Consider the following 23260-nt stretch of genomic DNA (forward strand, 5'->3'; position numbering starts at 1 on the left):
GCTACTGCTGCTGGTACTGACTCAGGTACTTGTCCAACACCGCCTTGTCCCCCGTCCCTTCACCGGCCACCTGCCACAGCCGCCGCTCGATGCCCTGGGCCAGCAGGTGGCCAACCGCGGCTTCGATGGCCGACAGCACGCACAGTTGCGCCGGTTCGTTGGTGGTGTAGCCGACCTCGGCCTCGAGCAGCTTCTTGAACTCGATGAACTTGAACACCCCGGCGTTCTGCCCGACCGAGTAGATGGTCTTGCTGGTCATCACGTTGGCCAGCACCTGCCCGGTGCGTACGTCCACCGCCCGCAGGTTGACCGTGACCTGGTCGACCCGGTACTCGCGGGACAGGCCGATGCCCAGGTAGCGGGCGCCCTCGCCGCCGCTGCGCACGTTGGTGTCGTAGGCGATGATGCCACCCTCGAGCATCAGGTTGGCCGCTTGCAACGGCGGCAGTTCGCCCTGGATGTTCTCGGCAACGTCAGGCTTCTTCTGCGAGGCGCGGATGATCTTGCGCTCGGTCAGCAGGTTCTGCAGGCCTTCACGCTCCAGCACCACGAACCAGCCGCTGGCGTTGAGGGCGTCCATCAGCATGCTCGCCGCCCCCTGGGTGACGCTGGTGGAGAACGAGCTGGCCGGGGTCGGCTTGTACTGCCCGGTCTGGTCGCGGAAGCCGTACACCACCGCCATCAGCCGACCGCGTGGCCGCGGCATGTTGACCAGGTCGTAGTAGGTCGAGGCCCGCGGCGTCAGCGTCGGGGTCTCGGGGTCTTGTTCGGCGGGCATCGGCTCGCGCAGGCCGCAGCCTTGCAGGCCAGCCAGGGCGGTGAGGATCAGCAGTGTGCTCAGCAGGCGTTTCATGGCGTTCTCTCCCCAATAAAAGACCCGTCCCTCTCAGGGGTTCAGGCCGCTGACCTCGATGATCGAGACTTCCCCGGTGGCCCGGTCGGTGACCTTGATGCTCAGCGCCCCGGAATCGTCGATCACGTCGATCAGGAAGGCGTCGGTGGACATGCTGCCGGTGTTGCCGTTGCTGATGTTGTCCAGCAACTGCCCGAGCAGGCGCGACTCGAGCTGGTTGCTGAAGCGCTCCAGGGCCGAGGTGCCGGCGAATGCCGAACTGCGGTCCTTGAGGTCGGGGTCGTCGTAGTCGTTCTGCGCCTGGGCGTTGTTCAGCAGCCAGGCGCCATTGATCGGGTTGCCGCCGAAGGACGGGTTGACCGGGGTGTACACCAGCTCCGTGGCCAGGGCCTGGCCACCAAGGCCGGCGGCCAGCAGGCAGGCGGCGATGCGTCGTGCAAGGTGGTTGCTCATAGCTCGTCCCTCTCCAGATCGGTTGTGTCCTGCAGCAGCCGTTGCAATTTGCGCTGGATGATCTGCTGGCGGACCAGGTCGGCGGCCGCGATGGCCTCGTCGTTGAGTTGCGTGGTGTTGGGCGGCAGGAAGCGCCGGTACAGCACCTCGCGTTCGTACTCCACCGTCACCAGGCTGCCCCAGCGGGCATCCGGGCGTTCGCGCACCACCAGGTTGAAATCCAGCCGGCTGGTGGCGCGCAGCCGGTCGCTGAAGGCGTGATAGAAGTCGTGGCCGATGTGCGAGATGGTGTTGTCGACGATGAAGCCCATCATCTCGTCCTCGGCTCCTGCCTGCGCCTGACCATGCAACAGGGCCAGGCACAGGCACACCCACGCGGCCAGGCGTTTCATGGCGCCTCCCCCAGGCCGGCATGTGGACGAGCGCCAGCGGCGCTTTCGGCGAAGGCCTGTTCGGCGACGAACTGCCAGTCGCTGTAGTGCTCCAGCCCCTCGAAGGCACTCCACTGGGCGTCGAAACCGCTGCGCTTGAGCGGCGCGGCGTCGGAGCGGCTGTACACCCCGGTGATGCGGCCATCAACCGCGCGCAGCAGGCCCCATTCCTCGCCGCCGCCGACAGGGTCCGGGTAGAGCCGGCGCAAGTGGCGCTGCGGCGACGGGAAACGGTTGTCTTCCACCAGCTCCGCAAGGTCCTGCGGGTACTGGGCCAGGCCCGGCGAGGCGCGGTAGTAGCTGCGCAGCGCCTGGGCGTACTGGCCGCCCACCCACAGCAACTGGCGCTCGTGCTCGCGCTGCAGGCTGGTGGCCCACAGGGTGCCGGTGGCCGCCAGGGCCACGCTGCTGACGGCGATCAGCAGCAGCACGCCCAGGTAGGTGAAGCCGGCTTCACCATTCGGCATAGAGGCTGCCATCGCGCGCCCTCCCGGTTGCTCCGCTCTTGATGTCGGCCACCGCGCCGGCTACGCCCTCGGGCGGCGGCACCAGTTGCCAGGCATCGCGCCGCTCGGTGATCGGATCGACCGGGGTGTTGCGCAGGTAGCGCTGCTCCACCAGCTGATCGATCGAATCGGGGTAGTGCCCGGTGTCGCCGTAGTAGTGGTCCAGGGCCTCGCGCAAAACCGCCAGGCTCTGGCGCAAGGTGGCCTCGCGGGAGGCCTCCAGGCTGTTGAAGTAGCGCGGCATGGCGATGGTCATCAGGGTGGCGATGATCGCCATTACCACCAGCAGTTCGATGAGGGTGAAGCCTCTGCTCGCTTTCATCGCCGTCACCATTGCCCGTAGGGCACGTTGTTCAGGCCCTTGCCGCTGGCCTTGGAATACACGTCGAACACATCCTCGCCTTCGCGTGGGCTGTCGGCCGCGCTGTCGTAGGCACGCAGGCCCCAGCCACCCTGGTCGTCGTCCTTGGCGGCGCGCAGCGGGTCGTGGGGGATGCGGCGCAGGAAGTAGAACTTCGCGCCCTTGGCGCTGCGCACATCGCGCACGCCGTCCACCAGCACCTGCAGGCTCGGCGGATAACCGCTGGCGTTCAGGCGCTTCTCGATGTAGCCGGCGTCGAAGGCGCGCTTGTAGGCGTCGATGGCGTCGCGGATCTGGTACAGCGCCTCGCGCAACTGCTGCTCCTTGCCCCGGCGCACCACGGTCTCGGTCAGGGGCGCGGCCATGCTGGCGAGCAAGCCGAGCAGCGCCAGGGTCAGCACCACCTCGATCAGGCTGAAACCCTGCTGGCGGCGTGTCATGGCCGTGGCCTCGCGGCGGCAGGCACCACGGCCATCTGCCCCTCGACCAGCGGCGCCGCGGCCGGCTCGTCAGCCGGGGCGTCGGCGGGCAGCGCGCTGGCCGGCGCCGGTTGCGCCAGCTGACGCACCTGCAGGGCCGATTCGGTCCCGGTGGCGAACTCCATGTCCGACGGGCTCTGGTACGGCAGGTTGCGCACGATGCGCGGGGTGATCGCCAGCACCAGCTCGGACTTGCTCATGTCGTCCTTGTTGCTGCCGAACAGCCGGCCCAGGCCGGGAATGTCGCCCAGCCCCGGGATCTTGTTGCCGCTGGCGTTGTGATCGTTGCGCACCAGGCCGGCCAGCACCTGGGTCTCGCCATCGTGCAGGCGCAGGCTGGTCTGGGCGTTGCGGGTATCGACCTGGACCGGAATGGTGCCCTGGCGGGTGGCCTCCAGGGGCGTTGCGTTGCTCACTTCCAGGGCCACCTTGATCGCCACCTCGTTGTTCAGGTGCACAGTGGGCTGCACTTCCAGCTTGAGGCCGACATCCAGGTAGGTGACGCTTTCGGTGATCACCGGGCCTTGGGTCGAGGGCACCGAGGTGGCGCTGATGATCGGCACCCGCTGGCCGATGTGGATGCGCGCCTGCTCGCGGTTGCTGACCCGGATCACGGGGCTTGCCAGGGTGTTGATGTCCTTGTCCTGGGCATTGATCTTGGCCTGCGGCGCCGGCGAGATGCTGATGCGGCTGGAGTCGATGCCGCGCAGCTGGTCGAGCACGCTGACCGACTTGCCGTCGCTGGTCAGCACGCCGAAGGTGTTGGGCCATTGCAGGCCGAGGTCGAGGATGCGCGAGGTGGCCACTTCCATCACCTCCACTTCCAGCACCACCTCGGGGTTGGACTGGTCCTGGGACTGCAGCAGCTTCTCGGCCATGCGCACGGCGTCGGGGGTGTCGCGCATGGTCAGGGTGTTGAGGCGTTCGTCGACGAACACGTCGCGGGTCTTGAGCATGGTCTTGACCATGTTCAACGCGGTGTTGGCGTCGATGCTGGTCAGGTAGAAGGTGCGCATGACCAGTTCCTGGTAGTCCTTGGTCTTCTGCGGCGAGTCCGGGTAGAGCAGCAAGGTGTTGTCGTTGACGATCTTCTGGCGCAGCTGGTTCTGCTCCAGCAGCAGGGCCACGGCGTCCTCGATGCGCACCTCGCGCACGAAGATGGTGGCCTTCATGTCCGGGCGCAGGTCCTTGTCGAAGATGAAGTTGATCCCGGCGACCTGGGCCAGCACCTCGAAGATGGTCTTCAGGTCGGCATCGCGAAACTCCAGGGTGACCGGGCGCTCCAGCTTGCTGCGCAGTTGCGGGTACGGCGTGGCGGTACGGGCCTGGACGTTCTCGATGTCGCTGCGCAGCATCTGGCCCTTCTGGTTCTGCGGGTCGAGGCGCAGCACCTCGCGCATGTAGCGCTCGGCGCCGAACAGGTCGCCCTGGCGCAATGCAGCCTGGCCAAGGGCGACACGGTCGTCGAGGGTGCGGATCAGCTCCAGCTGGCGGATGCCCTCCTGGGCGCGGCGGTTGTTCGCCTCGATGGTCAGCACCCGGCCGTAGCCCATGCGCGCGCCGGCGAAGTCATGGCGCACGCGGTCGCTGTCGGCCTGGGTCAGCAGCGCCTCGACCGCGGCCTGGCGGCCGTGGGCCAGGGCGATGTTCAGTTCGGTGTCGCGCGGATCTTCGCGCAGGGCTTCCTCCAGGCGAGCGATGCCGGCCTCGTACTGGCCTTCCTTGATCAGTTCCTGGCTGTCCTTGCGCGCGGCGCTCGAGCCGCATCCGGCGATGGCCACGCACAGGGCCAGGAGCACGAACGGCGCAGGCTTGCACAACTTCGACGGTTTCATGGTGCGCTCCCGACAGACAGGGTCTGTGGCTGATGCAGTGGCAGGTAGACCAGGCTCAGCTCGGTGGCCGAGACGCGGTCCAGACGGTAGGTGTCGTCGATCACATCACCCTGGCGCACGACGTAGAGCTTTTCGCCGCTCTGCAGGAAGATCTGCAGGTCGTCGCGCTCACCCATGCGACCGATGAAACGAAACGGCAGCGTCGGGGCGGTAGGTGCCGCGGGCTCCGGGGTAGTGACCACGGGTTGTTCGGTGACGGTGGCCAGGGCCTGGGGTGGGGTCCATTGCTGGACCGGGAACAGATCTCTCGAGGGCGGCGCCGCCCCGATCGACGGTGAGTCGGCTGCCACTGGGTTGCTGGACGCTTCCGGCGCTGTGGGAGCCGGCTTGCCGGCGATCGGGGCCGCCTCGTCCTCAACACCAAACCAATGCCCCGGCGCCCACGCCAGCGCCGCGCTCAACCCCAGGAACCCGGCCCATATCACCGCACGCTGAGTGTTCATCACGACCTCGACAGGTAAAGGGTCATGCGTACACGACCGGTCAGTTCCCGGTCACCGATCCGCTTGCGTTGCAGTTCCAGGTCTTCCAGCACCAGCGTCGGCAACTGGCCGAGCAGCGCCTTGAGGAAGCCACGGATCTGCGGGTAGCTACCGCGCACCGGCAGGACGATCTGGTAGCGCGCCAGCTGGGTCTTCGGGTCCACGCCCAGGGCGTACTCGCCACGGGCCAGGCTGATGCGCTCGGCACTGGCCAGGTGGTACAGGCGCTCGATCAGCTCGCTGGCCTGGGGCTGGCCGGGCAGCTGCTGACGCAGGTCGTCCAGCGCCTGCTGCTCGGGCTTGGCCTGCACCTTGAGCTCACCACGCGCCAGGCGCTGCACCTGGGCACTGGCATCGGCCTCGCTGGCACGCAGTTCGCGCACCGCCTGCCACTGGGGCAGCACCCCGCCCAGGGCGACCGCCAGGGCCAGGCCGCCGACCAGCACCGCGGCCAGCCCTGCCCGGCCCAGGCGGCGCAGCGCTTCATGGACGATCAGGCTACGGACGCGCATGGCCGGTCTCCCAGGTGGCGGTGAGGTTGAAGCGCACCGGATGCTCGACCTGCCCGGCCACCACCTCGTGGTTGAGCAGCGACACGTCCGACAGCTCGGCGCTGCGCTCCAGGCGCTGGTGGTACTGCAGCATGGCCTCGAGGTTGCGCGCCTCGGCACTGATGCGTACCTGGCCCTTGCGGGCATCGGGGGTCAGGCTGAGCAGCGCCACGTCTTCCTGTGGCATCGCCTCGAGCATGGCGAACAGCTGCTGCCATGGCCGCTGCAACTGCTGCGAGACGCTGCGCATCTGCGCCAGGCGCTCGGCCTGCTCGCGGATCACCGCGCTGCTCTGCACTGCGGCGGTGGCCGGGCGCCGGCCAAGCTTGAGTTCGAGTTGGTGCACGCGGCCTTCCAGGTGCACCTGCTCGCTCACCAGTTGCTGCTGGGCCAGCACCAGCACGGCCAGCACGGCGCCGCCGAGGGCGAGCAACGACCAGGCCAGGGGGCTGCTGTGGCGGGGTTGGAATTCCAGGTCGAGGCGGCGCATGTCAGGCCACCGCTCGCCACATGGCGCACAACGGATCGGATTCGGCGCTGGCGGCGCACAGTTGCACCGCGGCCAGCTGCGAGGCTGCCGTGCGCCCCGGAGCGTGCAGGTACACCCGAGGCAGCTGCTCGCCATACAGTTCGCAGGTACGCTCGATCAGCGCCTGCAGCGCCTGGTCGTTATCGGCGCAGCCCTGGGCCAGCACCTGTTGCCAGGCACCGCCTGAAGCCAGCAGCAGCACGCTGCGGCGCGGCTCGGCCAGCACGAAGAGGAAGTCGCCTTGGGTCAGTTGCGCCGAGCAGCGGTTGTAGGCGGCCATCAGGTACGGCTGCACCGAGCGCAGGCTCAGACGGCTTTCCCGTCCCAGGGCCTGCAGGCCCTGGAGCAGTGCCTCGGGCAGCGCCGTGGCGATGCGCGCGGCGCCGGCCGGCTCCGGCGAAAGCACGATGCGCCAGTCGTCCAGAGGCTGCCCGTAGAGGTTCTCGAAGCAGGCCCGGGCGTAGGCGTCGAGTTCGCGCGGGGTACCGATGGCATCGCTCCAGGGCACCAGGCAGAAGCGGCTGTAGCGGGCCGAGAGCAGCACGCGCAACTGCGCGCCGCGTGCCGGATGCTCACCCAGCAGCCCCGCCAGGGCCTGCAGTGCCGGGGCCCAGGCCGGCTGGGCGGCGTCGCAGGCAAACGCGCGGCTGCCCAGCCATTGATGCTGCCGGCCGTGCCAATGGCCCAGGCCGACACCCTCGGCGCCCAGCACCGCGCAATACCGATCAGGCGATAAATGTGACACGGTTGATCTCCTCGAGTGTGGTACGGCCATCGCGGACCAGGTCCACGGCCGAGGCGCGCAACAGGCGCAGGCCGCGTTGGCAGGCCAGCTGCTTGATCTGCGAGAGCGGGCGACGTTCGACGATCATCTGCCGCAGGTCGTCGTCCAGGTGCAGCAGTTCGGCAATCGCGCTGCGCCCGCGGTAGCCGCTGCCACGGCACTGGCCGCAGCCCTGGGCACGCACGAAGCGCCAGCCGGCCACCGCGTCACGGGCCAGGCCCGAGGCGGCCAGCAAGTCGTCATCCGGCTCGCAGGCCTGCGCGCAGTGCGGGCAGGCCAGGCGCACCAGGCGCTGGGCCAGCACGGCATTGAGCGCCGAGACGAAGCTGTAGGGGTCGACCTGCATCTGGCTGAAGCGGCCGATCACGTCGAATACGTTGTTGGCGTGGATGGTGGTGAACACCAGGTGCCCGGTAAGCGCCGACTGCACGGCGATCTGCGCGGTGTCCGGGTCGCGGATCTCGCCGACGAGGATCTTGTCCGGGTCGTGGCGCAGGATCGAGCGCAGGCCACGGGCGAAGGTCAGGCCCTTCTTCTCGTTGACCGGGATCTGCAGCACGCCGGGCAGTTGGTACTCGACCGGATCCTCGATGGTGATGATCTTGTCCATGCCGTGGTTGATCTCGCTGAGCATGGCGTAGAGGGTGGTGGTCTTGCCGCTGCCGGTGGGGCCGGTGACCAGGATCATGCCGTAGGGCTCGGCGGCCAGCCGGCGCAGGGCCTGCAAGGTGTGCGCCTCGAAGCCCAGGGCCTGCAGCTGCACGCCGCTGACCTGGTCGGACAGGTCCTGCTTGTCCAGTACCCGCAGCACCGCGTCCTCGCCGAAGATGCTCGGCATGATCGAGACGCGGAAATCGATCTGCCGCTCGCCGATGGCCACCTTGAAACGACCGTCCTGGGGCACGCGTTTCTCGCCGATGTCCAGCTCGGCCATCACCTTGATCCGCGAGATCACCTGTTCGGCGAAGGCGCTGCCGCTGGCCTTGCCGGCACCGTTGAGCACGCCGTCGATGCGGTACTTGATGGTCAGGCCCTGGCCGGTCATGCCTAGGTGGATGTCGCTGGCGTGCAGCTTGAGGGCGTCGTACAGGGTGGAGTTGACCAGCTTGACCACGCGGCTCTGGTCTTCGCTGATGCTGGTCAGCGACAGGCGCTGCAGCGGGTCGGCCTCGTTGCCGGGTTCAGCCTCGTGGCCGAGGGCATCGACGGCGTGGAAGCTTTCCTCGTGGCGGGCCAGGAATGCGGCGAGGTCGGCGGCGTGGGCCAGGTACAGCGGCGCGCCCTGCAGGCAGTCGTCGATCCAGGCCAGGCGGGCGCTGTCGAAGGGGTCGGCGAACACACCGACCCGCTCGCCGTCGTGTTCGACCAGGGCGAATTCGTGTTTCAGGCACTGCGCCAGGCTGACCCGGTCGAAGGCCGGGGCGCAGGCGAACAGGGCCTGGGTGGCGAGCACCGGGTAATGCAGGGTGGTGGCCAGGCGCTGGGTGAAAGTGGCCGGGGTGTCGCTGGACAGGTGTTCCAGGCAGGCCAGCAGGCGCTCTTGGCCGGCTTGCTGGCGGGCCTGGGCCAGGAGGTCGCGGGGGTATGGAGGATAAAGGGGTGCCTGCTCCGGATTGCCGGCGACGAGGCCTTTACTGCTTGCATCGAATGCCTGGGACATGGCCTGCGACTCCGCTCAGGGGCGGCGCCGCGGGCTTGGGGGCCTTGGGCGCCGCTATTCCCCGGTGAGCAGTTGTTCGTCGTCAGGTTCGGTGGGCTTGCCGCCATTGCGTCGGCGGTCGGCCAGGACCCAGCTGCCATCGTACAACTGCAAGGGGAACGACTCGTTCCTGTTCTGGCGTCGTTCGACGTACCCTTCGGCCGGCTGGTCGGTGCTCCTGCGCTGGCGCTCGATGCCCATCAGGTCGAAGACGGCGCGGGCCAGTTCCATCAGCGGGAACGGCTTGAACAGGACATGGGTCACGCCCAGTTCGGCGGCCCGCTCACGGACCTCGGCGGTCGGGTGGGCAGTGATCAGCACGAAATGGCATTGCCTGTTCCTGCGCACGGTCTCCAGGACCTGAAACCCCTCCATGTCGGGCAAGCGGTAATCCAGCACGATCACGTCCGGTGCCTGTCTCTCGGCCTCTTCGATACCCGTGGCACCGTCGTGGGCGAGATGGACCTCCAGGCCTTGCGCTTGCAGATAAGCTTGCAGGTTCTGCGCAAGGGTCTGTTCGTCATCGACTACCAATACTCTGTTCACCAAGGTCCACTCCCATGAACTGCCCGGTTTCCCGGTCTGCGAAGTGCGGCCTTGTAGAGGCTTGAGCAGGCTTCGTGCCAGGCATGAAAAATCAGTGCTTACCGCTTTCAAGTCGTTGATATCGTTGAAGCTTGTCTGTCACCTCAGAGCTTGCGGGCGGGTCGTTCCCCATATCCGGGGAAGATGATGGCACATTGCCCTGAAGCGTTTCCCCAACTATGGGGGGAACGCCCTGCCCGCCCTTCAGTCGGCGCGCTCCACTGTAGCGGAATCACGCAAACGTTGGCGTACGGCTTGCCGGGCCTGGCCCTGGAGTTGCGCGACGAGCGCATCCCTGGCCAGGCGCAGGCCGTGTTCTGGTAGGACAGAAGTATTATCACTTTGGTTCTGCATTCCTTGCAGTCTTTGCCAGTTGGCCTGATGGAAGGCTGCAACTTCGGCGCTGCTGGGTTCTTCGACCGCGCTCAGCCGGGCGAAAACCTGCTGGGCGGCCATCTCATGTCGAGTGTAGTCAGCGAAGCCTGCCCGATCGAAGCCGGCTTGCGCCAGGCGCTGCTCGAACACCGCAGGGCTGCCGAAGGCCGCCTCGACCTCGCCGACCCGCGCCGTCACCTGCGCATCGCTGATGTCTATGCCCTGGCGCTGGGCCTCCTGCCAGAGCAGTTCCTTGTCGATCAGTTCATCCAGGGCCTGCGCGCGCAGGCGCTGGTAAAGGTTGGGGTTGCGGATGCTCGCCACCGCCCGCCCCTGGGCCTGAAGGTATTCGCTGAAGTAGCGTTCCAGGCGCAGCACCCCGATCTCCACGCCATTGACCCGCGCCGCCGGGGTGTCGGCGTGGCTGACCAGGGCGAGCAGCGACAACAGGCAGGCAATCAGGGTGCGCATGGTGATCTTCTCCTGAATCTCAAGGGCTATCCGGCACCGCTCGGTACGGTGCCACTTCAATGAAACCAGGGCCCGGCAGGCTTACCTCCACCACATGGGCACCTGTCATGCCCTGGCGGCGTCCGGGGCCGAAACCCAGCAACGGCGTGAGGCCGGTATCGATGTCATGCAACTGCTCCAGGGCGACCAACAGCTGCTCACGGCTGGCGTCGCGCCCGATCTGCTTCAAAGCTTCGACCAACAATTGCCAGGCGCACAGGGTACTGACCTGCAACGACGCCTGGCGCGGCTCCAGCCCCTGGCGCAACTGCACCCCGGCAAGGGTCGCCCGGCCTTGCGCGGTCCAGTCGCCGGGTACGAAGGGATAGGCCAGCAGCACCCGCCGCGACCATGATGGTGGCAATCCCGGCACGGCGCCGGCCACCTGGCCCGAGGCGGCGAACAGGTAGGGGTTGCGCCCGCTTGCCTGCAGGCTCGACGCCAGCGCGGTGAATGCCTGGGCGTGGCCGAGGAAAAGAATGCCCTCGCCGTCCGGGGCCTGGCCCATGAACGCCAGGGGCGGCGTGGTAGCGAACCCCAGTTGACGCAAACGCTGCTGCAGCACCTGCGCCGCATCGGCCTGCTCTGCGCCGGCATACACCACCCGCAAGGCCGCGGGCGCCAGGCCAAGGGCATCACGGGCATGCAGCGCCACGCTGAGCAATTGCCCGGGCACGCCCGGCAAGGGATCGAACACCTGCGCGTTGCCACCGCTACGTGGCGTGGCACCGATCAGCGGCAGGCCGGCTTGCTCCAGCTGGCGGCTGTCGAGCAGTGGCGCCAGGGGCGCGACCAGGGCGAACACCCGTTCTCGTTGCATCAGCGTGTCCAGTGCCTGTGCGGTGCTGGCCGGGTCCTGCCCTGGGTCCAGCGCGACCAGCTGGAGGCGTCGCCCATGGATACCCCCCTGCTGGTTCAACTGCGCGACGCCATCCTCCAGCACTGCCCGCACCGTCCGCCCGGCCTCGGCCAGCGGGCCCTGCTCGGGCAGCAAGGTGCCCAGGCGCAAGGTGCCCTCCTCCACGCCGGGGTCGCGGTCCTCACCCAGGCGCTTGAGGTAGGCGGTGAGATTGCGTTGGTCGGCCAGGCTCAGGTCGAAGCGTGGCATTGCCGGGTCGAGGCGATTGCCGGCGGGGTCGGTGCCGCTGCGGATGACCCGCGCCAGGCTGGCATCGGTGTAGGCCGGGTAGCGCCGGTTGTTGGCCTCGCGGTTGCCAGGGCCAAGGGCCAGGCGCTGCCAGTCCAGGCTCGGCGGGCGCACTCCGCCTTCGCTGCGGCCGCGCCCGTCGTTGCCATGGCAACCGGCGCAGGGCAGCACGCTAGCCGGCACACTCATGTCGCCGGGGCCGACCCGGGCCAGCAACTGGGCGTCGCTGCTGGAGACGCCTTCACGGTAGAGGCGTTTGCCGGCGAGTTCCTGTTCGCTCAGTTGCACCGCCCCGCACAGGCACCACCACAACATGAGCAGGACCAACTTGAGAGCGGCGCTCATGATGTCAGCGCCCCGCCAACGGCTGTGCCAGCAGTTGCATGCGCTGGGCGATCGCCGCAGGCGGCGCGTCCGGGCGAATCTTGCTCCAGCGCTTGCCCGCCACGTCACCGGCAATCAACTGCGTCGAGTGCTGCTCGGGGCTGGGCAGGAACTGACCCAACCGCCCCAGCACCAGGTCGACACTGGCCTTGTCGCCGGTCAGGAACAGCCAGTTCGGCCCATCCACTCCCTGCTTCTGCGCAAACGCCTTGAGCACCTCTGGCGTGTCGTTCAGAGGGTCGCTGCTCAACGACACGAACGTCACCTGCGCCGCCAGTGCCGGCCCCATGGCCTCGCGCACCTCGCGCAATTTGCGGGTGATCAGTGGGCAGGCATCGTTGCAGTGGGTGAAGATCACGTTGAGCATCACCACCTTGTCCTTGAGCACATCGCTGTAGAAACGCAGCTCGCGGCCGTCCTGGTCCTTGAGCACGGTGTCGGTGAACCAGGTCTGCGCATCGCGGGTGCCGCCGCCACTGGTCATGGTCTGCGGCGCCGGTTGTGGCGTAGGCGCGTGGCCCTCGTGGGCGAACGCCACCGAGGCGAGGATCCACAGGCAGGCGCCGAGCACCAGCCAGTCGAGACTGCGCATGCTGGCATGGCGGGAGGTGTGGACGCTCATGGTTGTACCTCCTGGCCGGCGATGGCCGTGCTCTTGGCATGCACCCGGCGCGCGCTCAGGCGGTTGACCTCGCCGATCAGCACATTGGGGTCGGTGAAGCCATAGAAACGCGTCCAGTGCCCGCTGCGCCCGTCACCCACCAGGATCAACGGCGGGTGTTCGCTGAGGTTGGCGCTGAAGCTGCCGAGCCCCTTGAGCGTTTCGCTGATGGCATAGGGCGAACCGGTCAGCCAGCTCCACCCCGGCCCGTGCTGGAATGCCCGGGCGTAGCCGGCCAGGCGCCTGGAGTCGTCACGCTGCGGATCGACGCTGATCGACACCAGGCGGATCTCCTCGCCCACCCGCCCACCCAGCTGCTGCTGGACCTTGCTCATGATCGACGACACCACCGGGCACACCGTGGTGCAGCTGGTGTAGATGAAACCCATGACCACCAGGTGATCGCCCACCAGATCCTTTTCCAGGCGCACTGGCATGCCGTCCTGGTCGAGCAGCGCCACATCGGCGAAGCGCACGCTGGCTTTCTCCTGGTGAGCGGCCGGCGGTTGCTCGGGAGCGCCGCCGTGATCGTGGCCGGCGTGGGCCAGCGCCAGGTTGCTGGCCAGCAGCAGGCTCAGGCCCAGCAGTTTTCCACCATGCAGACGGTTCATCGCACACTCCTGGGTTCCCCTTGGGAAGCGGTGGGCTTTGCTGCGGCCGGCAGGACGCGCAGGCTGGTGTAGTTTTCTTCGGTGAAGGCCCGCCCGAGGCTCGGCGACTGCACGTGCAGGTACCAGGCCCCGGCCTCGGCCAGCTCCAGCGGCGCCTGGTAGAGCCCCTCGCCCACTTCGACCAGCGCGACGTTGCGCGGCAGCGACGAAGGCGCCAGGAAGTAGCGCAGGCTCAGGTCGCCAAGCCCCAGGCGCGGCTTGCCGTCCTCGCCGACAATGCGCACCCGGGCCAGGTAGGGGGTGTGCTGCAGCAGCGGCTGGTCGGTGCCGATGAACTCGGCGTGGGCCCGCTTGAGCACCCCCGACTGCGGCAACGCCGCGACCTCGGTGCTGAAGCAGTGGATGATCTGCGGCTGGTTGAGCAGGAACGCCACGTCGAAGGTGCCGGCGGCCGGCAGCTTCACCGTCGAGCCATACACGCCGGGCGCCAGCTCGCGCAGGCTGCGGTCGATGACCAGCGCGGCGCGGGCCTGGTGGCCGCGGTTGTTGTAGCCCGACATCGGCGCGTTCATGCCCTCGGCATAGAAGTAGGTGGTGTTGTCGACCGGGTTGACCACGAACACCGCATTGTCGTCGCGGGAAATGCTCACCCCCTGGGCCAACGGCAGGTCGCCGGCCTGGCGCGGCGCCGCCGGGCCAGCCTCGAAGCCCTGGACGATCGGCTCGCGCCCCTGCCCGAGGCTTGCCAGGTTGATCATGCTCACCTTCGGCGAAGCCAGCCCACGCACGTAGGCGTAGGCCTTGGTGAAGGTCAGCTGGTACGGCTCGGCGGCCACCGGGATGCGATGGAGCAACTGGTCGGTACTGGCATCGATCACCAGTGCCTGGTTCTCCAGGGTGTTGAGCACCACGCCGTAACGACCATCCTGGCTGAAGCGCATCGGCCCCAGGCCCTGCTCGGCCTTGACCGTGTGGCGCAGGGTGTGGCTGCGGGCGTCGATCACCCGCACCGTGCCCTCCTGACCATCGACCACGTACACCGCTTGCGACAGCGGCGAATAGGCCACCGACAACGGGTGCGGGCCAACCTCGAGGGTCTTCACCAGGCGCATCTGCGCGGTGTCGATGACGCTCAGGGTGCCGCCATCGCGGTTGCTGACGAAGGCGAAACGCGAGTCGGCGCTGAAGGCGATCTCGTGGTGGCCGGAGCCGGTGGCGAACGACTTGAGCGTGGTGCGGCTGGGCACATCGATCACCGTCACCCCACCCTTGGCCGGGTCATGGCTGTTGTTGCCCACCCACAGCAGGCGCTGGTCCGGTTGCAGCGCCACCCGCAGCGGCTGCTCGCCGGCCTCGAGGGTGGCCACGCGAGTAAACGTCTCGGTGTCGATCAATGCCACCTGGTTACGCTCGGGCATGGACACGAACACCTGCTTGTCATCGCCGGTGGCCACCCAGTCCATGGGCCGCCCCGGAAGGTCGATGCGCGCCAGCGTGCTGGTGACCCCACCCACCGACACGGTCGGGTCGATCACCGTCAGGCTGGCATCCTTGTTCAGCACCAGCAGGAAGTAGCTGTTCAGGTCGAGCAAAGGGCGAGCGCCGATGCTGCTCTTGAGAAACAGCGCCACACGCGCCTTGCAGCTGCTGTCGCGATCGCCGACCGGCGCCGACTGCGCGGGGTCGAGCCAGGCGCCCGGGGCCATGCCCGACAGCGGCTGGCCACTGCTCTGGTCGCTGACCTTGAAGCGGATATTGGCAAAGTCGCCCTCGCGCAGTTCGCCGCCGGCCAGGGGCCGCGCCTCGAACTCCACGGTGACGCCGTCGCGGCTGAGGGTGTGCAGGGCCTGGGGGTCGGCGGCCTCCTGCAGCAGTTCGCGGGGGTCGCACCAGAGCTTTTCGTAGGCCACGCCGAGGCCGATCAGCGCGGTGCCCAGCAGCAAGCCCAGGTAGGCAGGGCGAAGCTTGCGGTTCATGCCGGCACGCATGGGGTAGCGCCTTCGAGGGGAATGATCATGCTGCACCTCCACAGGACTCACGGGTTCTGTGGAGGGTGGAAGCAAGCGTTATGCCATTAAACAAATTCCTTTAAATCAACAGGTTGCCAAAACAACCCGAGAACAATGGGGAGGAGGCCCCAATACCGGGGGCTGCCAAGCCTGCACTTTACGAAAGATGCTTGCGCAGGAATGGCACCATCTGCGCCATCGCCTGGGCGACGGGCTCGGGCTTGTCGTACAGGTCGTAGTGCGACCAGCCTTCGGCCACGAACATCTGCTTGTCGGTCGAGGCCGCCCGACCATAGATTTCCCAGCCATCGCGGTAGGCACCGAAACCGCCCGGCTTGTCGCCCATGACCACCAGCAGCGGTTGGGTCAGCAGCACCTCGGCATGCAGGAACGCGTCCCAGCCGAACGCCGCGCTGTTGAAGGAGAACAGGCCGCTGGTGGCACCGTTGGGCTGCTGGCCGCGCGGCGTCCTGTAGTACTCGGTCGCTTCCAGCACATCGATATCGGTGATGCCTGCCTTGCGCCCCTCCTCGACCGATGCTGGCAGGTAATTGATCACCTGCCGGGCGCCACCCCGTGCTTCGGCGGTGCGTTGGGCGGCCATGGCCTGCAGGGCAGAGAGCGGATCGAACTGGCTGAAGCCTTCGCGAACCAGACGTCCGAAGTTGACCCCGGTGATCGACACCAGCGCCTTGATCCGATGGTCGGTGATGGCCGCATGCACGGTGTAGGCGCCACCACCGCAGATGCCGATGGCACCGATGCGCGCCGGATCGACATAGGGCAGTGTCGCCAGGTAATCGATGGCGAAGCGGATATCCGAAACGCGGATCGATGGGTCTTCCATGAAGCGCGGCTCGCCACCGCTCGCGCCCTGGAAGCTGGCATCGAAGGCCAGCACCACGAAGCCCTCCCTGGCCAGGCCTGCGCCATAGACATTGCCCGACGTCTGCTCCTTGCAACTGCCGATGGGGTGGGTGCTGACGATGGCCGGGTATTGCCCGGCAGGATCGAAACCGGCGGGCAAGTACAGGTTGGCGGCAGTGTCCCAACCCAGGTTGCGGTAATTGATGTGCTTGATCGTGATATCGCTCATGTGTTCCTTCCCTATTGCCGTGTACGCGGCGAGAAATGACCTGAAGGGTGAGCAGATCGCCCCTCGTGGCAGCCAGTATAGGAAGGTGAGGCTTCTGCTCATTTGCCTGATCCGGCGCCGTACTTGCCCATTCCCACACTCGGTGTGGCGTTGCGCGCGAGCCTATCGTTTAGTACACGAACAGTACGTATTCAGCTCGCGCTATTCGACTGACACAGGCTGCCTCTGGAAGTCATGATACGTACTACATAGTATTTTTGAGAGTATTCCGCTGCCATTCCAATAGGTATCGCGCCCTACCCGGTGTGCTTATAGCGAACGAACCTCGCGCGACAGCACCCAGTCAAATTACTGATTGTGCGAAATATATAAATCCGACGCATTAGTTACAGAGATGGGTTACCTGCAACGCCAAATGAATTCTCACACTTGAATAGTCGCAAAGTTTTATTTTTGAGTAGTTGCACACTCAACAATCGCGATTATGCCAAATCAATATACTTGGCGACTTACAGCTGGCTACCCTTCTCCTGCCGAGCCACCGGCTACCGTGGCAGCCATCACTCACACAACAAGGAAGACAATCATGGGACGCAGCAAAAGCCTGGAGAAAATGCTGGCCGAGGACAAACGCAACAAAGAACGTCTCGATGAAATATCCGCTGAACTTGATGTGCAATTGAAAGGCGCTGACGAAGCACTTCGAAAGGAAGCTAAAAACTTTTATCAGAACGACGGTAGAAACTGGAAGTACAGCGAATACATTTCCGGTAAACAGTCCGACTTCCAGCTGGAGGACAGTTGGTCGCTGGAGAACCTGTCGAAAATCATCGACAAGATCTCCTCCGCCGTGGTCGGCACCGTGACCGGGCAGATCACCAATGTGCCAGAGGGCACCACCGTGGCGCCCGATGCTGAGAAGATCAACAAGTCCGGTGACCTGACCGCCGACACTCGGCTGCTGGTGGCCACCAACTGCTTCAACTTGCTGTCGGGCATCGTCAACTCATTCGGCAGCATCAGCAAGGTCCAGATCAACACCGCTTCCAGCACCATACCAATCGGCCAGGGGCTAAGGGTGTTTGCCTCTGTCGCCACCAACGTCAGCCAACAGCGCTCGTTCTTCAGCAACAAGATTCTCTGCACCTACCGTTATGTCTACTTCGTGCCGTACTCGCTGGATGAATTCCACGAGCAGGCCGAACGCACCCTGGTCGCACAATACGAACGCACGCTCAACGCTCTGAACAAGGCGTCCCTGCAGAACGACGACAAGTTCTCCAGCGGCAGCATCGATCTCGAGCAGTACCTGGAGACCGCCGACAGGCTGGAGGCCAGAACGCTGGATGTAATCCGCAAGATCGAGCAACTCAGGAAGAAGGATGGCGACCTCAAGGCGATCGCCGAACTGCACATGCGGCAAACCGCCTTTGTGGTGGGACGCAAGATCGAGTTGGCCCGTACCAAAAACCTCGCGCAACGTTTCGACAAACTGCTCCAGGCACTGAAGTCGGCATAAGCTGACTCACTCGCGGCACCGGCCAGCCTCGCCTTGTCCTGGGAGGCTGGCCCTCCCTTGCATCACTGCAATCCTTCTCTCCAGGTCGCCTGAACGCCCGACTGGGTCATCGAGCAGGACTCCTCCGGCTCCGATCTGACACAATTATTTTCACTATGTTGATTTGTGAAATGATTCATGTCATTTTCAGGCCGTACCCAAGCCATGGTTCCTTTCAAGCCATGGTCGGTAACGTCCCCCCACCGGAGTCAACAACATGAATAAAACCGGACTTCTCGGCGCACTGACGCTCTGTGCCTGCAGCCTGCTGGCCCAGGCCGACGACGCCAGCCTGCGCATCGGCATCGAGGCCGCCTACCCGCCCTTCTCCTACCGCACCCCAGAAGGTGAGCTCGCCGGCTTTGACTACGACATCGGCAACGCGCTGTGCGCGCAGATGCAGGTCAAGTGCCAGTGGGTGATCCAGGAGTTCGACGGCATGATCCCGTCGCTGAAGGTACGCAAGATAGACGCCGTGCTGTCGTCGATGTCGATCACCGAGGATCGCTTGAAATCGGTCGATTTCACCGACAAGTACTACCACACCCCCGGCAAGTTCGCGATGAAGGCCGGCAGCCGCCTGGACACCCCTGCGGTGGACCTCAAGGGCCGCAAAGTGGGCGTGCAGCGCGCCTCGACCTACGACCGCTTCGCCACCGAACAACTGGAACCGGCGGGCGTCGAGATCGTGCGCTACGCCTCGCAGAACGAAGCCTTCCTCGACCTGGTTTCCGGGCGCCTGGACGCCACCCTCGCCGATATCGTCAACACCGAGGAGAGCTTCATCAAGACCCCGGCGGGCCAAGGCTTCGCTCTGGTCGGCCCGGACATCAGCGACCCGCACTATTTTGGCCGCGGCGCCGGGATTGCCGTGCGCAAGGGCGACAGCGCCAACCTCGCGCGGCTCAACGCTGCCATCGCCGCGATCCGCGCCAACGGCACCTATCAGCAGGTGCAGCGCAAGTACTTCCCGTTCGACATCTACGGTCAGTAACGCCGGCCGACGAGGGTTTTCATCATGCTTCATGGCTATGGATCGAGCATTCTCGATGGCGCCTGGCTGAGCGTCAGCCTGGCACTGCTGGCGATGGCATTGGCCATCGGCCTGGGCCTGTTCGGTGCGGCCTGCCGCTTGTCACCGTTGCGATGGCTGGCGGCACTGGGCGAGGTCTACGCCACGGTGGTACGCGGCATCCCCGACCTGGTGCTGATCCTGCTGGTGTTCTATGGCGGCCAGGACCTGGTCAATCGCCTGGCCCTGGCGCTGGGCTACCAACAGTACATCGACATCAACCCGTTCGTTGCCGGGGTATGCACCATGGGCTTCATCTTCGGCGCCTACCTCTCGGAGACCTTTCGCGGCGCCTTCCTGGCGATCCCCAAGGGCCAGGCCGAGGCTGGCGCCGCCTACGGCATGAGCGGACTGCAAGTGTTCTGGCGGATCAGCCTGCCGCAGATGGTGCGCCTGGCGTTGCCGGGCTTCACCAACAACTGGCTGGTGCTGACCAAGTCCACCGCGCTGATCTCGGTGATCGGTCTGCAGGACATGATGTTCAAGGCCAAGAACGCCGCCGACGCCACCCACCAGCCGTTCACCTTCTTCCTCGCCGTGGCCGCGCTGTACCTGCTGCTGACCAGCGTGTCGCTGCTGCTGTTGCGCGGCGTGGAACAACGTTACTCGGTCGGCTTCAAAGCCGCCGAACTCTAGGGGAGCTGCCCGATGACGCTCGACTATCAATTGATCTGGCAGAACCTGCCGCTGTACCTGAACGGCGTTGGCCTGACCCTCAAGGTGCTGCTGATTTCGCTGGCCTGCGGCCTGGCGTTGGCGATCCCCCTGGCGCTGATGCGCGTCTCGCGCACGTGCCTGCTGCGCTACCCCGCCTGGCTCTACACCTACGTGATCCGCGGCACGCCGATGCTGGTGCAGCTGTTCCTGGTGTACTACGGCCTGGCCCAGTTCGAGGCCGTGCGCCAGAGCCCGCTGTGGCCGTACCTGTCCAGCGCGACGTTCTGCACCTGCCTTGCCTTCGCCATCAACACCAGCGCCTACAGCGCCGAGCTGCTGGCAGGAAGCCTGCGCTCGACGCCCCGGGGCGAGGTCGAGGCCGCCCGAGCCATGGGCATGTCACGCCTGACGCTGTACCGGCGCATCCTGCTGCCTTCGGCCTTACGCCGCGCCCTGCCGCAGTACAGCAACGAGGTACTGATGATGCTGCAGACCACCAGCCTGGCGTCGATCGTCACCCTGGTGGACATCACCGGCGCGGCGAAGACCTTCAACGCACGCTACTACCTGCCTTTCGAGGCCTTCATCACCGCCGGGCTGATCTACCTGGCCCTGACGTTCATGCTGGTACGCCTGTTCAAGCTGGCCGAGCGCCACTGGCTGGCCTACCTGGCCCCGCGCAAGCACTAAGGAGCTTTCATGCAGCACATTGACCATACCCTGCCCTGGAGCGCCTGCGGCACCGAGCGCTCGCTGCGCGTGCTGCGCTTTGGCAGCGGCCCGCGCAAGGCCTATATCCAGGCTTCGCTGCACGCCGATGAACTGCCCGGGATGCGCGTGGCCATCGAACTCAAGCGCAGGTTGCTGGAGCTCGAGGCGCAGGGCCGCCTGGACGCGGTGATCGAACTGGTGCCCCTGGCCAACCCGATCGGTATCGGCCAGATGTTCCAGGCCACCCACCAGGGCCGCTTCGAGTTCAACAGCGGCAAGAATTTCAATCGCGATTTTCCGGCGCTGACCGAAGCGCTGGCCGCGCACCTGGAAGGCCGCCTGGGCGGCGATGGCCAGGCCAATGTCGCGACCATCCGCCAGGCCATGCTCGAACTCCTCGACGAACTGCCCGCGCCACACTCGGAGCTCGATGGCCTGCGCCGCCTGCTGCTGCGCCACGCCTGCGACGCCGACCTGGTGCTGGACCTGCACTGCGATTTCGAATCGGTGATGCTGCTGTATGCCATGCCGCAGCACTGGGCGCAGCTGCGTCCGCTGGCGGCTCGCCTTGGCGCGCAAGCGGCGCTGCTGGCCGAAGGCGCCGGTGGCGATGCCTTCGACGAAGCCTGCGCCGCGCCCTGGCTGCACCTGCGCGAGTACTTCCCCGAGGCCGAGATCCCCCTGGCCTGCGTGGCGACCACCATCGAGTTGCGCGGCATGGCCGACACCGAACGCGAGCAATGCCAGGCCAGCGCCGAGCAGATCCTCGGCTACCTCGCCGACCAGGGCATGATCCGCGGCCCGTGGCCGGCCGCTCCGGAAAACTGCTGCCAACCCACGCCCTTCGCCGGCGCGCAATACGCCTACGCCGAGCACCCGGGCGTGGTCAGCTACCTGCAGCCACTGGGCGCGCAGGTGCGCGTGGGCGATCCGCTGTTCGAAGTGCTCGACCCGCTCAGCGACCGCCACAGCGTGGTCAGGGCCACCACCGACGGCATCCTCTACGCCCGTGAACGCCTGCGCTTCGCCCAGCCCGGCCTGTGGCTGGCCAAGGTCGCCGGCAACACCTCCATCCGCCAAGGTCGCCTGCTCAGCGACTGAACCCTGCGAGTACCGTCTGATGAACAAACTGCATATCCACGAGTTGCACAAAAGCTACGGCAACCACCAGGTACTCAAGGGCGTTTCGTTGCAGGCCGATGCCGGCGACGTGATCAGCATCATTGGCTCCAGCGGGTCGGGCAAGAGCACCTTCCTGCGCTGCATCAACCTGCTCGAGCAACCCAACGCCGGGCAGATCCTGGTCAACGGCGAACAGCTCAAGCTGCGCGAGTGTCCCCGCGGCGGGCTGCGGGCGGCGGACCCACGCCAGTTGCAGCGCCTGCGGGCGCGGCTGAGCATGGTCTTCCAGCACTTCAACCTGTGGGCGCACATGAGCGCCCTGGACAACGTCATGGAAGCCCCGGTGCACGTGCTCGGCATGAACCGCAAGGAGGCCCGCGAGAAGGCCGAGCACTACCTGGCCAAGGTCGGCGTCAGCCACCGCCGCGACGCCTACCCGGCGCACATGTCCGGAGGCGAGCAGCAGCGCGTGGCCATTGCCCGGGCCCTGGCCATGGAGCCCGAGGTGATGCTGTTCGACGAACCGACTTCGGCGCTCGATCCGGAACTGGTCGGCGATGTGCTCAAGGTCATGCAGGACCTTGCCCAGGAGGGCCGGACCATGGTCGTGGTCACTCACGAGATGGGCTTTGCCCGCGAGGTGTCCAACCAGCTGCTGTTCCTCCATCAGGGCCTGGCCGAGGAACGCGGCGACCCGCGCGAGGTGCTGGCGCGGCCGCAGTCCGAGCGCCTGCGCCAGTTCCTCGCTGGCAGCCTGAAGTAACCCCGAGGCGCTCCGCGGAGCGCCTTCGGATACACTACCGGCAATTCACAGGGAGCTTCGCGCCGGATGTCGAGCCATACCAAGAACACCACCGTCTACGCCGCGCCGGTCATGCGCAAGCTGTCGGAGAGCCTGGCCGAACTGCCACCGTCGTTGCGCAAGGTCGCCGAGTACATCCTGCGCCACCCGCTGAAGGCCGCGACCCTGACCATCGAGGACATGGCCCAGGCCACCGCGACCTCGCCGGCGGCGGTCAATCGCCTGGCCAAGGCCCTGGACCTGGGCGGTTACAGCGGCATGAAGGCCGAGCTGGTGAGCACCCTGCAACAGATGGTCTCGCCGGTGGACAAGCTGCGTAACGAACTTGCCCTGCGCCCAGCCGGCGACTTTGGCCTGCACGAACAGATCCAGTGCGCCAGCAGCAACCTGGCGACCACCGCCAGCAACAACCAGGCCGACACCTTCGAGGCGTTCGTCGGCTGTCTGCTCGAGGCGCGCAAGGTGTATGTGCTGGGCTTCGGCAACAGCGTCTACCTGGCCGGCTTGGCCGCCTCGACCCTGGTGCCGTTCTGCAGGGACACCTGTGCCATCAGCATGGAAGGTGGCAACGAGAATGCCGCCTACCGCCTGGCGGCGATCACCGAGCAGGACGTGCTGCTGGCCATCGCCCTGCCACGCTATTCGCAGGACACCCTGCAGCTTTCGCGGTTCGCCCAGGAACGCAACGCCACGGTACTGGCGATTACCGACTCACCCGCCTCGCCGCTGGCGCCCATGGCCCACCATGTGTTGTACGCGCCCGCCGATCATCCGGTGCTGACCAGCTCCAACATGGCGGTGCTCGCGTTGATCGAGGGGCTGGTGGCCGGGGTCATGGCACGCAACAAGGAGGCGGTGAAACTGGCCACGGAGCTGACCGAAAGCGTGATGTCGTATCTGCATGTGCCAGGCGGCAAGACGCTGAAACCGTAGTCGC

26 protein-coding genes are annotated in these 23260 nt (G+C 66.3%); 7 read left to right on the forward strand and 19 right to left on the reverse strand.

What is annotated here, in order from left to right; translation table 11 throughout:
• Position 1: 1 nt before the first annotated feature.
• The 19 genes from AAHK21_RS23660 to AAHK21_RS23750 all read right to left on the reverse strand — a co-directional run bounded on the left by AAHK21_RS23660 (position 2) and on the right by AAHK21_RS23750 (position 16401).
• Entirely contained in the window at positions 2-853 is an 852-nt protein-coding gene (locus tag AAHK21_RS23660; RefSeq protein ID WP_367858520.1) for a CsgG/HfaB family protein, read from the reverse strand.
• Between the two features lie 33 nt (positions 854-886).
• Entirely contained in the window at positions 887-1306 is a 420-nt protein-coding gene (locus AAHK21_RS23665) for a curli assembly protein CsgF (protein WP_023632251.1), read from the reverse strand.
• A complete protein-coding gene (csgE, locus tag AAHK21_RS23670; RefSeq protein ID WP_038706102.1) occupies positions 1303-1698 on the reverse strand; it encodes a curli production assembly/transport protein CsgE in 396 nt (131 codons plus the stop codon). Before csgE ends, AAHK21_RS23665 begins: the two co-directional genes overlap by 4 nt.
• Positions 1695-2216 carry a type II secretion system protein gene (locus tag AAHK21_RS23675; protein WP_267302724.1) on the reverse strand — a complete coding sequence of 174 codons (522 nt, stop codon included), beginning with the start codon at positions 2214-2216 and terminating at the stop codon, positions 1695-1697. Before AAHK21_RS23675 ends, csgE begins: the two co-directional genes overlap by 4 nt.
• A complete protein-coding gene (locus tag AAHK21_RS23680; protein WP_038706100.1) occupies positions 2191-2565 on the reverse strand; it encodes a type II secretion system protein in 375 nt (124 codons plus the stop codon). Before AAHK21_RS23680 ends, AAHK21_RS23675 begins: the two co-directional genes overlap by 26 nt.
• A gap of 5 nt (positions 2566-2570) precedes the next feature.
• On the reverse strand, positions 2571-3044 hold the full coding sequence (locus AAHK21_RS23685) for a type II secretion system protein (RefSeq protein ID WP_046855689.1): 474 nt from the start codon (positions 3042-3044) through the stop codon (positions 2571-2573).
• Positions 3041-4918: a secretin N-terminal domain-containing protein gene (locus AAHK21_RS23690; RefSeq protein WP_046855690.1), complete on the reverse strand. Its 1878-nt coding sequence runs from the start codon at positions 4916-4918 to the stop codon at positions 3041-3043. Before AAHK21_RS23690 ends, AAHK21_RS23685 begins: the two co-directional genes overlap by 4 nt.
• Positions 4915-5421: a hypothetical protein gene (locus AAHK21_RS23695; protein ID WP_367858521.1), complete on the reverse strand. Its 507-nt coding sequence runs from the start codon at positions 5419-5421 to the stop codon at positions 4915-4917. Before AAHK21_RS23695 ends, AAHK21_RS23690 begins: the two co-directional genes overlap by 4 nt.
• Complete coding sequence (gene pilO, locus AAHK21_RS23700) at positions 5421-5972, reverse strand: type 4a pilus biogenesis protein PilO (RefSeq protein ID WP_367858522.1); 552 nt, start codon at positions 5970-5972, stop codon at positions 5421-5423. The genes AAHK21_RS23695 and pilO overlap by 1 nt, the downstream gene beginning before the upstream one ends.
• A complete protein-coding gene (locus tag AAHK21_RS23705; RefSeq protein WP_046855693.1) occupies positions 5959-6501 on the reverse strand; it encodes a pilus assembly protein in 543 nt (180 codons plus the stop codon). The genes pilO and AAHK21_RS23705 overlap by 14 nt, the downstream gene beginning before the upstream one ends.
• Before the next feature lies 1 nt (position 6502).
• Positions 6503-7285: a hypothetical protein gene (locus AAHK21_RS23710; protein WP_367858523.1), complete on the reverse strand. Its 783-nt coding sequence runs from the start codon at positions 7283-7285 to the stop codon at positions 6503-6505.
• Positions 7266-8984 (reverse strand): GspE/PulE family protein, encoded by a 1719-nt coding sequence (locus AAHK21_RS23715; RefSeq protein WP_367858524.1) that lies wholly within the window; start codon positions 8982-8984, stop codon positions 7266-7268. Before AAHK21_RS23715 ends, AAHK21_RS23710 begins: the two co-directional genes overlap by 20 nt.
• Before the next feature lie 54 nt (positions 8985-9038).
• Positions 9039-9572 (reverse strand): response regulator, encoded by a 534-nt coding sequence (locus AAHK21_RS23720; RefSeq protein WP_023631301.1) that lies wholly within the window; start codon positions 9570-9572, stop codon positions 9039-9041.
• 240 nt (positions 9573-9812) lie between these two features.
• Entirely contained in the window at positions 9813-10454 is a 642-nt protein-coding gene (locus AAHK21_RS23725; RefSeq protein ID WP_367858525.1) for a SurA N-terminal domain-containing protein, read from the reverse strand.
• 19 nt (positions 10455-10473) lie between these two features.
• A complete protein-coding gene (locus AAHK21_RS23730) occupies positions 10474-11955 on the reverse strand; it encodes an ABC transporter substrate-binding protein (RefSeq protein ID WP_367859023.1) in 1482 nt (493 codons plus the stop codon).
• A 34-nt stretch (positions 11956-11989) separates the two neighbouring features.
• A complete protein-coding gene (locus AAHK21_RS23735; protein WP_046855698.1) occupies positions 11990-12646 on the reverse strand; it encodes an SCO family protein in 657 nt (218 codons plus the stop codon).
• Positions 12643-13296, reverse strand: coding sequence for an SCO family protein (locus tag AAHK21_RS23740; RefSeq protein WP_367858526.1), 654 nt, complete (start codon positions 13294-13296; stop codon positions 12643-12645). The genes AAHK21_RS23735 and AAHK21_RS23740 overlap by 4 nt, the downstream gene beginning before the upstream one ends.
• Complete coding sequence (locus tag AAHK21_RS23745) at positions 13293-15272, reverse strand: cytochrome D1 domain-containing protein (protein ID WP_367859024.1); 1980 nt, start codon at positions 15270-15272, stop codon at positions 13293-13295. The genes AAHK21_RS23740 and AAHK21_RS23745 overlap by 4 nt, the downstream gene beginning before the upstream one ends.
• A 190-nt stretch (positions 15273-15462) precedes the next feature.
• Entirely contained in the window at positions 15463-16401 is a 939-nt protein-coding gene (locus tag AAHK21_RS23750) for an alpha/beta hydrolase (protein WP_367858527.1), read from the reverse strand.
• A 586-nt stretch (positions 16402-16987) separates the two neighbouring features.
• Here AAHK21_RS23750 and AAHK21_RS23755 point away from each other — a divergent pair.
• The 7 genes from AAHK21_RS23755 to AAHK21_RS23785 all read left to right on the forward strand — a co-directional run bounded on the left by AAHK21_RS23755 (position 16988) and on the right by AAHK21_RS23785 (position 23256).
• Positions 16988-17920 (forward strand): hypothetical protein, encoded by a 933-nt coding sequence (locus AAHK21_RS23755; protein ID WP_367858528.1) that lies wholly within the window; start codon positions 16988-16990, stop codon positions 17918-17920.
• Between the two features lie 256 nt (positions 17921-18176).
• A complete protein-coding gene (locus AAHK21_RS23760) occupies positions 18177-18953 on the forward strand; it encodes an ABC transporter substrate-binding protein (RefSeq protein WP_367858529.1) in 777 nt (258 codons plus the stop codon).
• A 24-nt stretch (positions 18954-18977) separates the two neighbouring features.
• Positions 18978-19667, forward strand: a complete 690-nt coding sequence (locus AAHK21_RS23765) for an ABC transporter permease (protein ID WP_094012169.1) — start codon at positions 18978-18980, stop codon at positions 19665-19667.
• A gap of 12 nt (positions 19668-19679) precedes the next feature.
• Positions 19680-20378, forward strand: a complete 699-nt coding sequence (locus AAHK21_RS23770) for an ABC transporter permease (protein ID WP_367858530.1) — start codon at positions 19680-19682, stop codon at positions 20376-20378.
• A gap of 9 nt (positions 20379-20387) precedes the next feature.
• On the forward strand, positions 20388-21500 hold the full coding sequence (locus AAHK21_RS23775) for a succinylglutamate desuccinylase/aspartoacylase family protein (RefSeq protein WP_367858531.1): 1113 nt from the start codon (positions 20388-20390) through the stop codon (positions 21498-21500).
• Between the two features lie 19 nt (positions 21501-21519).
• A complete protein-coding gene (locus AAHK21_RS23780; RefSeq protein WP_102685258.1) occupies positions 21520-22284 on the forward strand; it encodes an ABC transporter ATP-binding protein in 765 nt (254 codons plus the stop codon).
• Positions 22285-22350: 66 nt separating this feature from the next.
• The gene (locus tag AAHK21_RS23785; protein WP_038706087.1) at positions 22351-23256 is read left to right on the forward strand and encodes a MurR/RpiR family transcriptional regulator; all 906 of its coding nucleotides are present in this window, start codon (positions 22351-22353) and stop codon (positions 23254-23256) included.
• The last annotated feature ends 4 nt before the right edge of the window (positions 23257-23260 follow it).

It is taken from the genome of Pseudomonas sp. TE50-2 (assembly GCF_040813665.1).
In the GTDB taxonomy this organism is placed as follows: Bacteria; Pseudomonadota; Gammaproteobacteria; order Pseudomonadales; family Pseudomonadaceae; genus Aquipseudomonas; species Aquipseudomonas soli.

Excerpts from the sequence above, each read along its gene's own strand:
- AAHK21_RS23695 (WP_367858521.1), bottom strand. The coding sequence starts at position 5,421 with ATGAACACTCAGCGTGCGGTGATATGGGCCGGGTTCCTGGGGTTGAGC.
- AAHK21_RS23715 (WP_367858524.1), bottom strand. The coding sequence starts at position 8,984 with ATGTCCCAGGCATTCGATGCAAGCAGTAAAGGCCTCGTCGCCGGCAAT.
- AAHK21_RS23775 (WP_367858531.1), top strand. The coding sequence starts at position 20,388 with ATGCAGCACATTGACCATACCCTGCCCTGGAGCGCCTGCGGCACCGAG.
- AAHK21_RS23750 (WP_367858527.1), bottom strand. The coding sequence starts at position 16,401 with ATGAGCGATATCACGATCAAGCACATCAATTACCGCAACCTGGGTTGG.
- AAHK21_RS23665 (WP_023632251.1), bottom strand. The coding sequence starts at position 1,306 with ATGAGCAACCACCTTGCACGACGCATCGCCGCCTGCCTGCTGGCCGCC.
- AAHK21_RS23735 (WP_046855698.1), bottom strand. The coding sequence starts at position 12,646 with ATGAGCGTCCACACCTCCCGCCATGCCAGCATGCGCAGTCTCGACTGG.
- AAHK21_RS23680 (WP_038706100.1), bottom strand. The coding sequence starts at position 2,565 with ATGAAAGCGAGCAGAGGCTTCACCCTCATCGAACTGCTGGTGGTAATG.
- AAHK21_RS23785 (WP_038706087.1), top strand. The coding sequence starts at position 22,351 with ATGTCGAGCCATACCAAGAACACCACCGTCTACGCCGCGCCGGTCATG.
- pilO (WP_367858522.1), bottom strand. The coding sequence starts at position 5,972 with ATGCGCGTCCGTAGCCTGATCGTCCATGAAGCGCTGCGCCGCCTGGGC.
- csgE (WP_038706102.1), bottom strand. The coding sequence starts at position 1,698 with ATGAAACGCCTGGCCGCGTGGGTGTGCCTGTGCCTGGCCCTGTTGCAT.
- AAHK21_RS23745 (WP_367859024.1), bottom strand. The coding sequence starts at position 15,272 with ATGAACCGCAAGCTTCGCCCTGCCTACCTGGGCTTGCTGCTGGGCACC.
- AAHK21_RS23760 (WP_367858529.1), top strand. The coding sequence starts at position 18,177 with ATGAATAAAACCGGACTTCTCGGCGCACTGACGCTCTGTGCCTGCAGC.
- AAHK21_RS23675 (WP_267302724.1), bottom strand. The coding sequence starts at position 2,216 with ATGGCAGCCTCTATGCCGAATGGTGAAGCCGGCTTCACCTACCTGGGC.
- AAHK21_RS23690 (WP_046855690.1), bottom strand. The coding sequence starts at position 4,918 with ATGAAACCGTCGAAGTTGTGCAAGCCTGCGCCGTTCGTGCTCCTGGCC.
- AAHK21_RS23740 (WP_367858526.1), bottom strand. The coding sequence starts at position 13,296 with ATGAACCGTCTGCATGGTGGAAAACTGCTGGGCCTGAGCCTGCTGCTG.
- AAHK21_RS23755 (WP_367858528.1), top strand. The coding sequence starts at position 16,988 with ATGGGACGCAGCAAAAGCCTGGAGAAAATGCTGGCCGAGGACAAACGC.
- AAHK21_RS23730 (WP_367859023.1), bottom strand. The coding sequence starts at position 11,955 with ATGTTGTGGTGGTGCCTGTGCGGGGCGGTGCAACTGAGCGAACAGGAA.
- AAHK21_RS23660 (WP_367858520.1), bottom strand. The coding sequence starts at position 853 with ATGAAACGCCTGCTGAGCACACTGCTGATCCTCACCGCCCTGGCTGGC.
- AAHK21_RS23725 (WP_367858525.1), bottom strand. The coding sequence starts at position 10,454 with ATGCGCACCCTGATTGCCTGCCTGTTGTCGCTGCTCGCCCTGGTCAGC.
- AAHK21_RS23770 (WP_367858530.1), top strand. The coding sequence starts at position 19,680 with ATGACGCTCGACTATCAATTGATCTGGCAGAACCTGCCGCTGTACCTG.
- AAHK21_RS23685 (WP_046855689.1), bottom strand. The coding sequence starts at position 3,044 with ATGACACGCCGCCAGCAGGGTTTCAGCCTGATCGAGGTGGTGCTGACC.
- AAHK21_RS23765 (WP_094012169.1), top strand. The coding sequence starts at position 18,978 with ATGCTTCATGGCTATGGATCGAGCATTCTCGATGGCGCCTGGCTGAGC.
- AAHK21_RS23705 (WP_046855693.1), bottom strand. The coding sequence starts at position 6,501 with ATGCGCCGCCTCGACCTGGAATTCCAACCCCGCCACAGCAGCCCCCTG.
- AAHK21_RS23780 (WP_102685258.1), top strand. The coding sequence starts at position 21,520 with ATGAACAAACTGCATATCCACGAGTTGCACAAAAGCTACGGCAACCAC.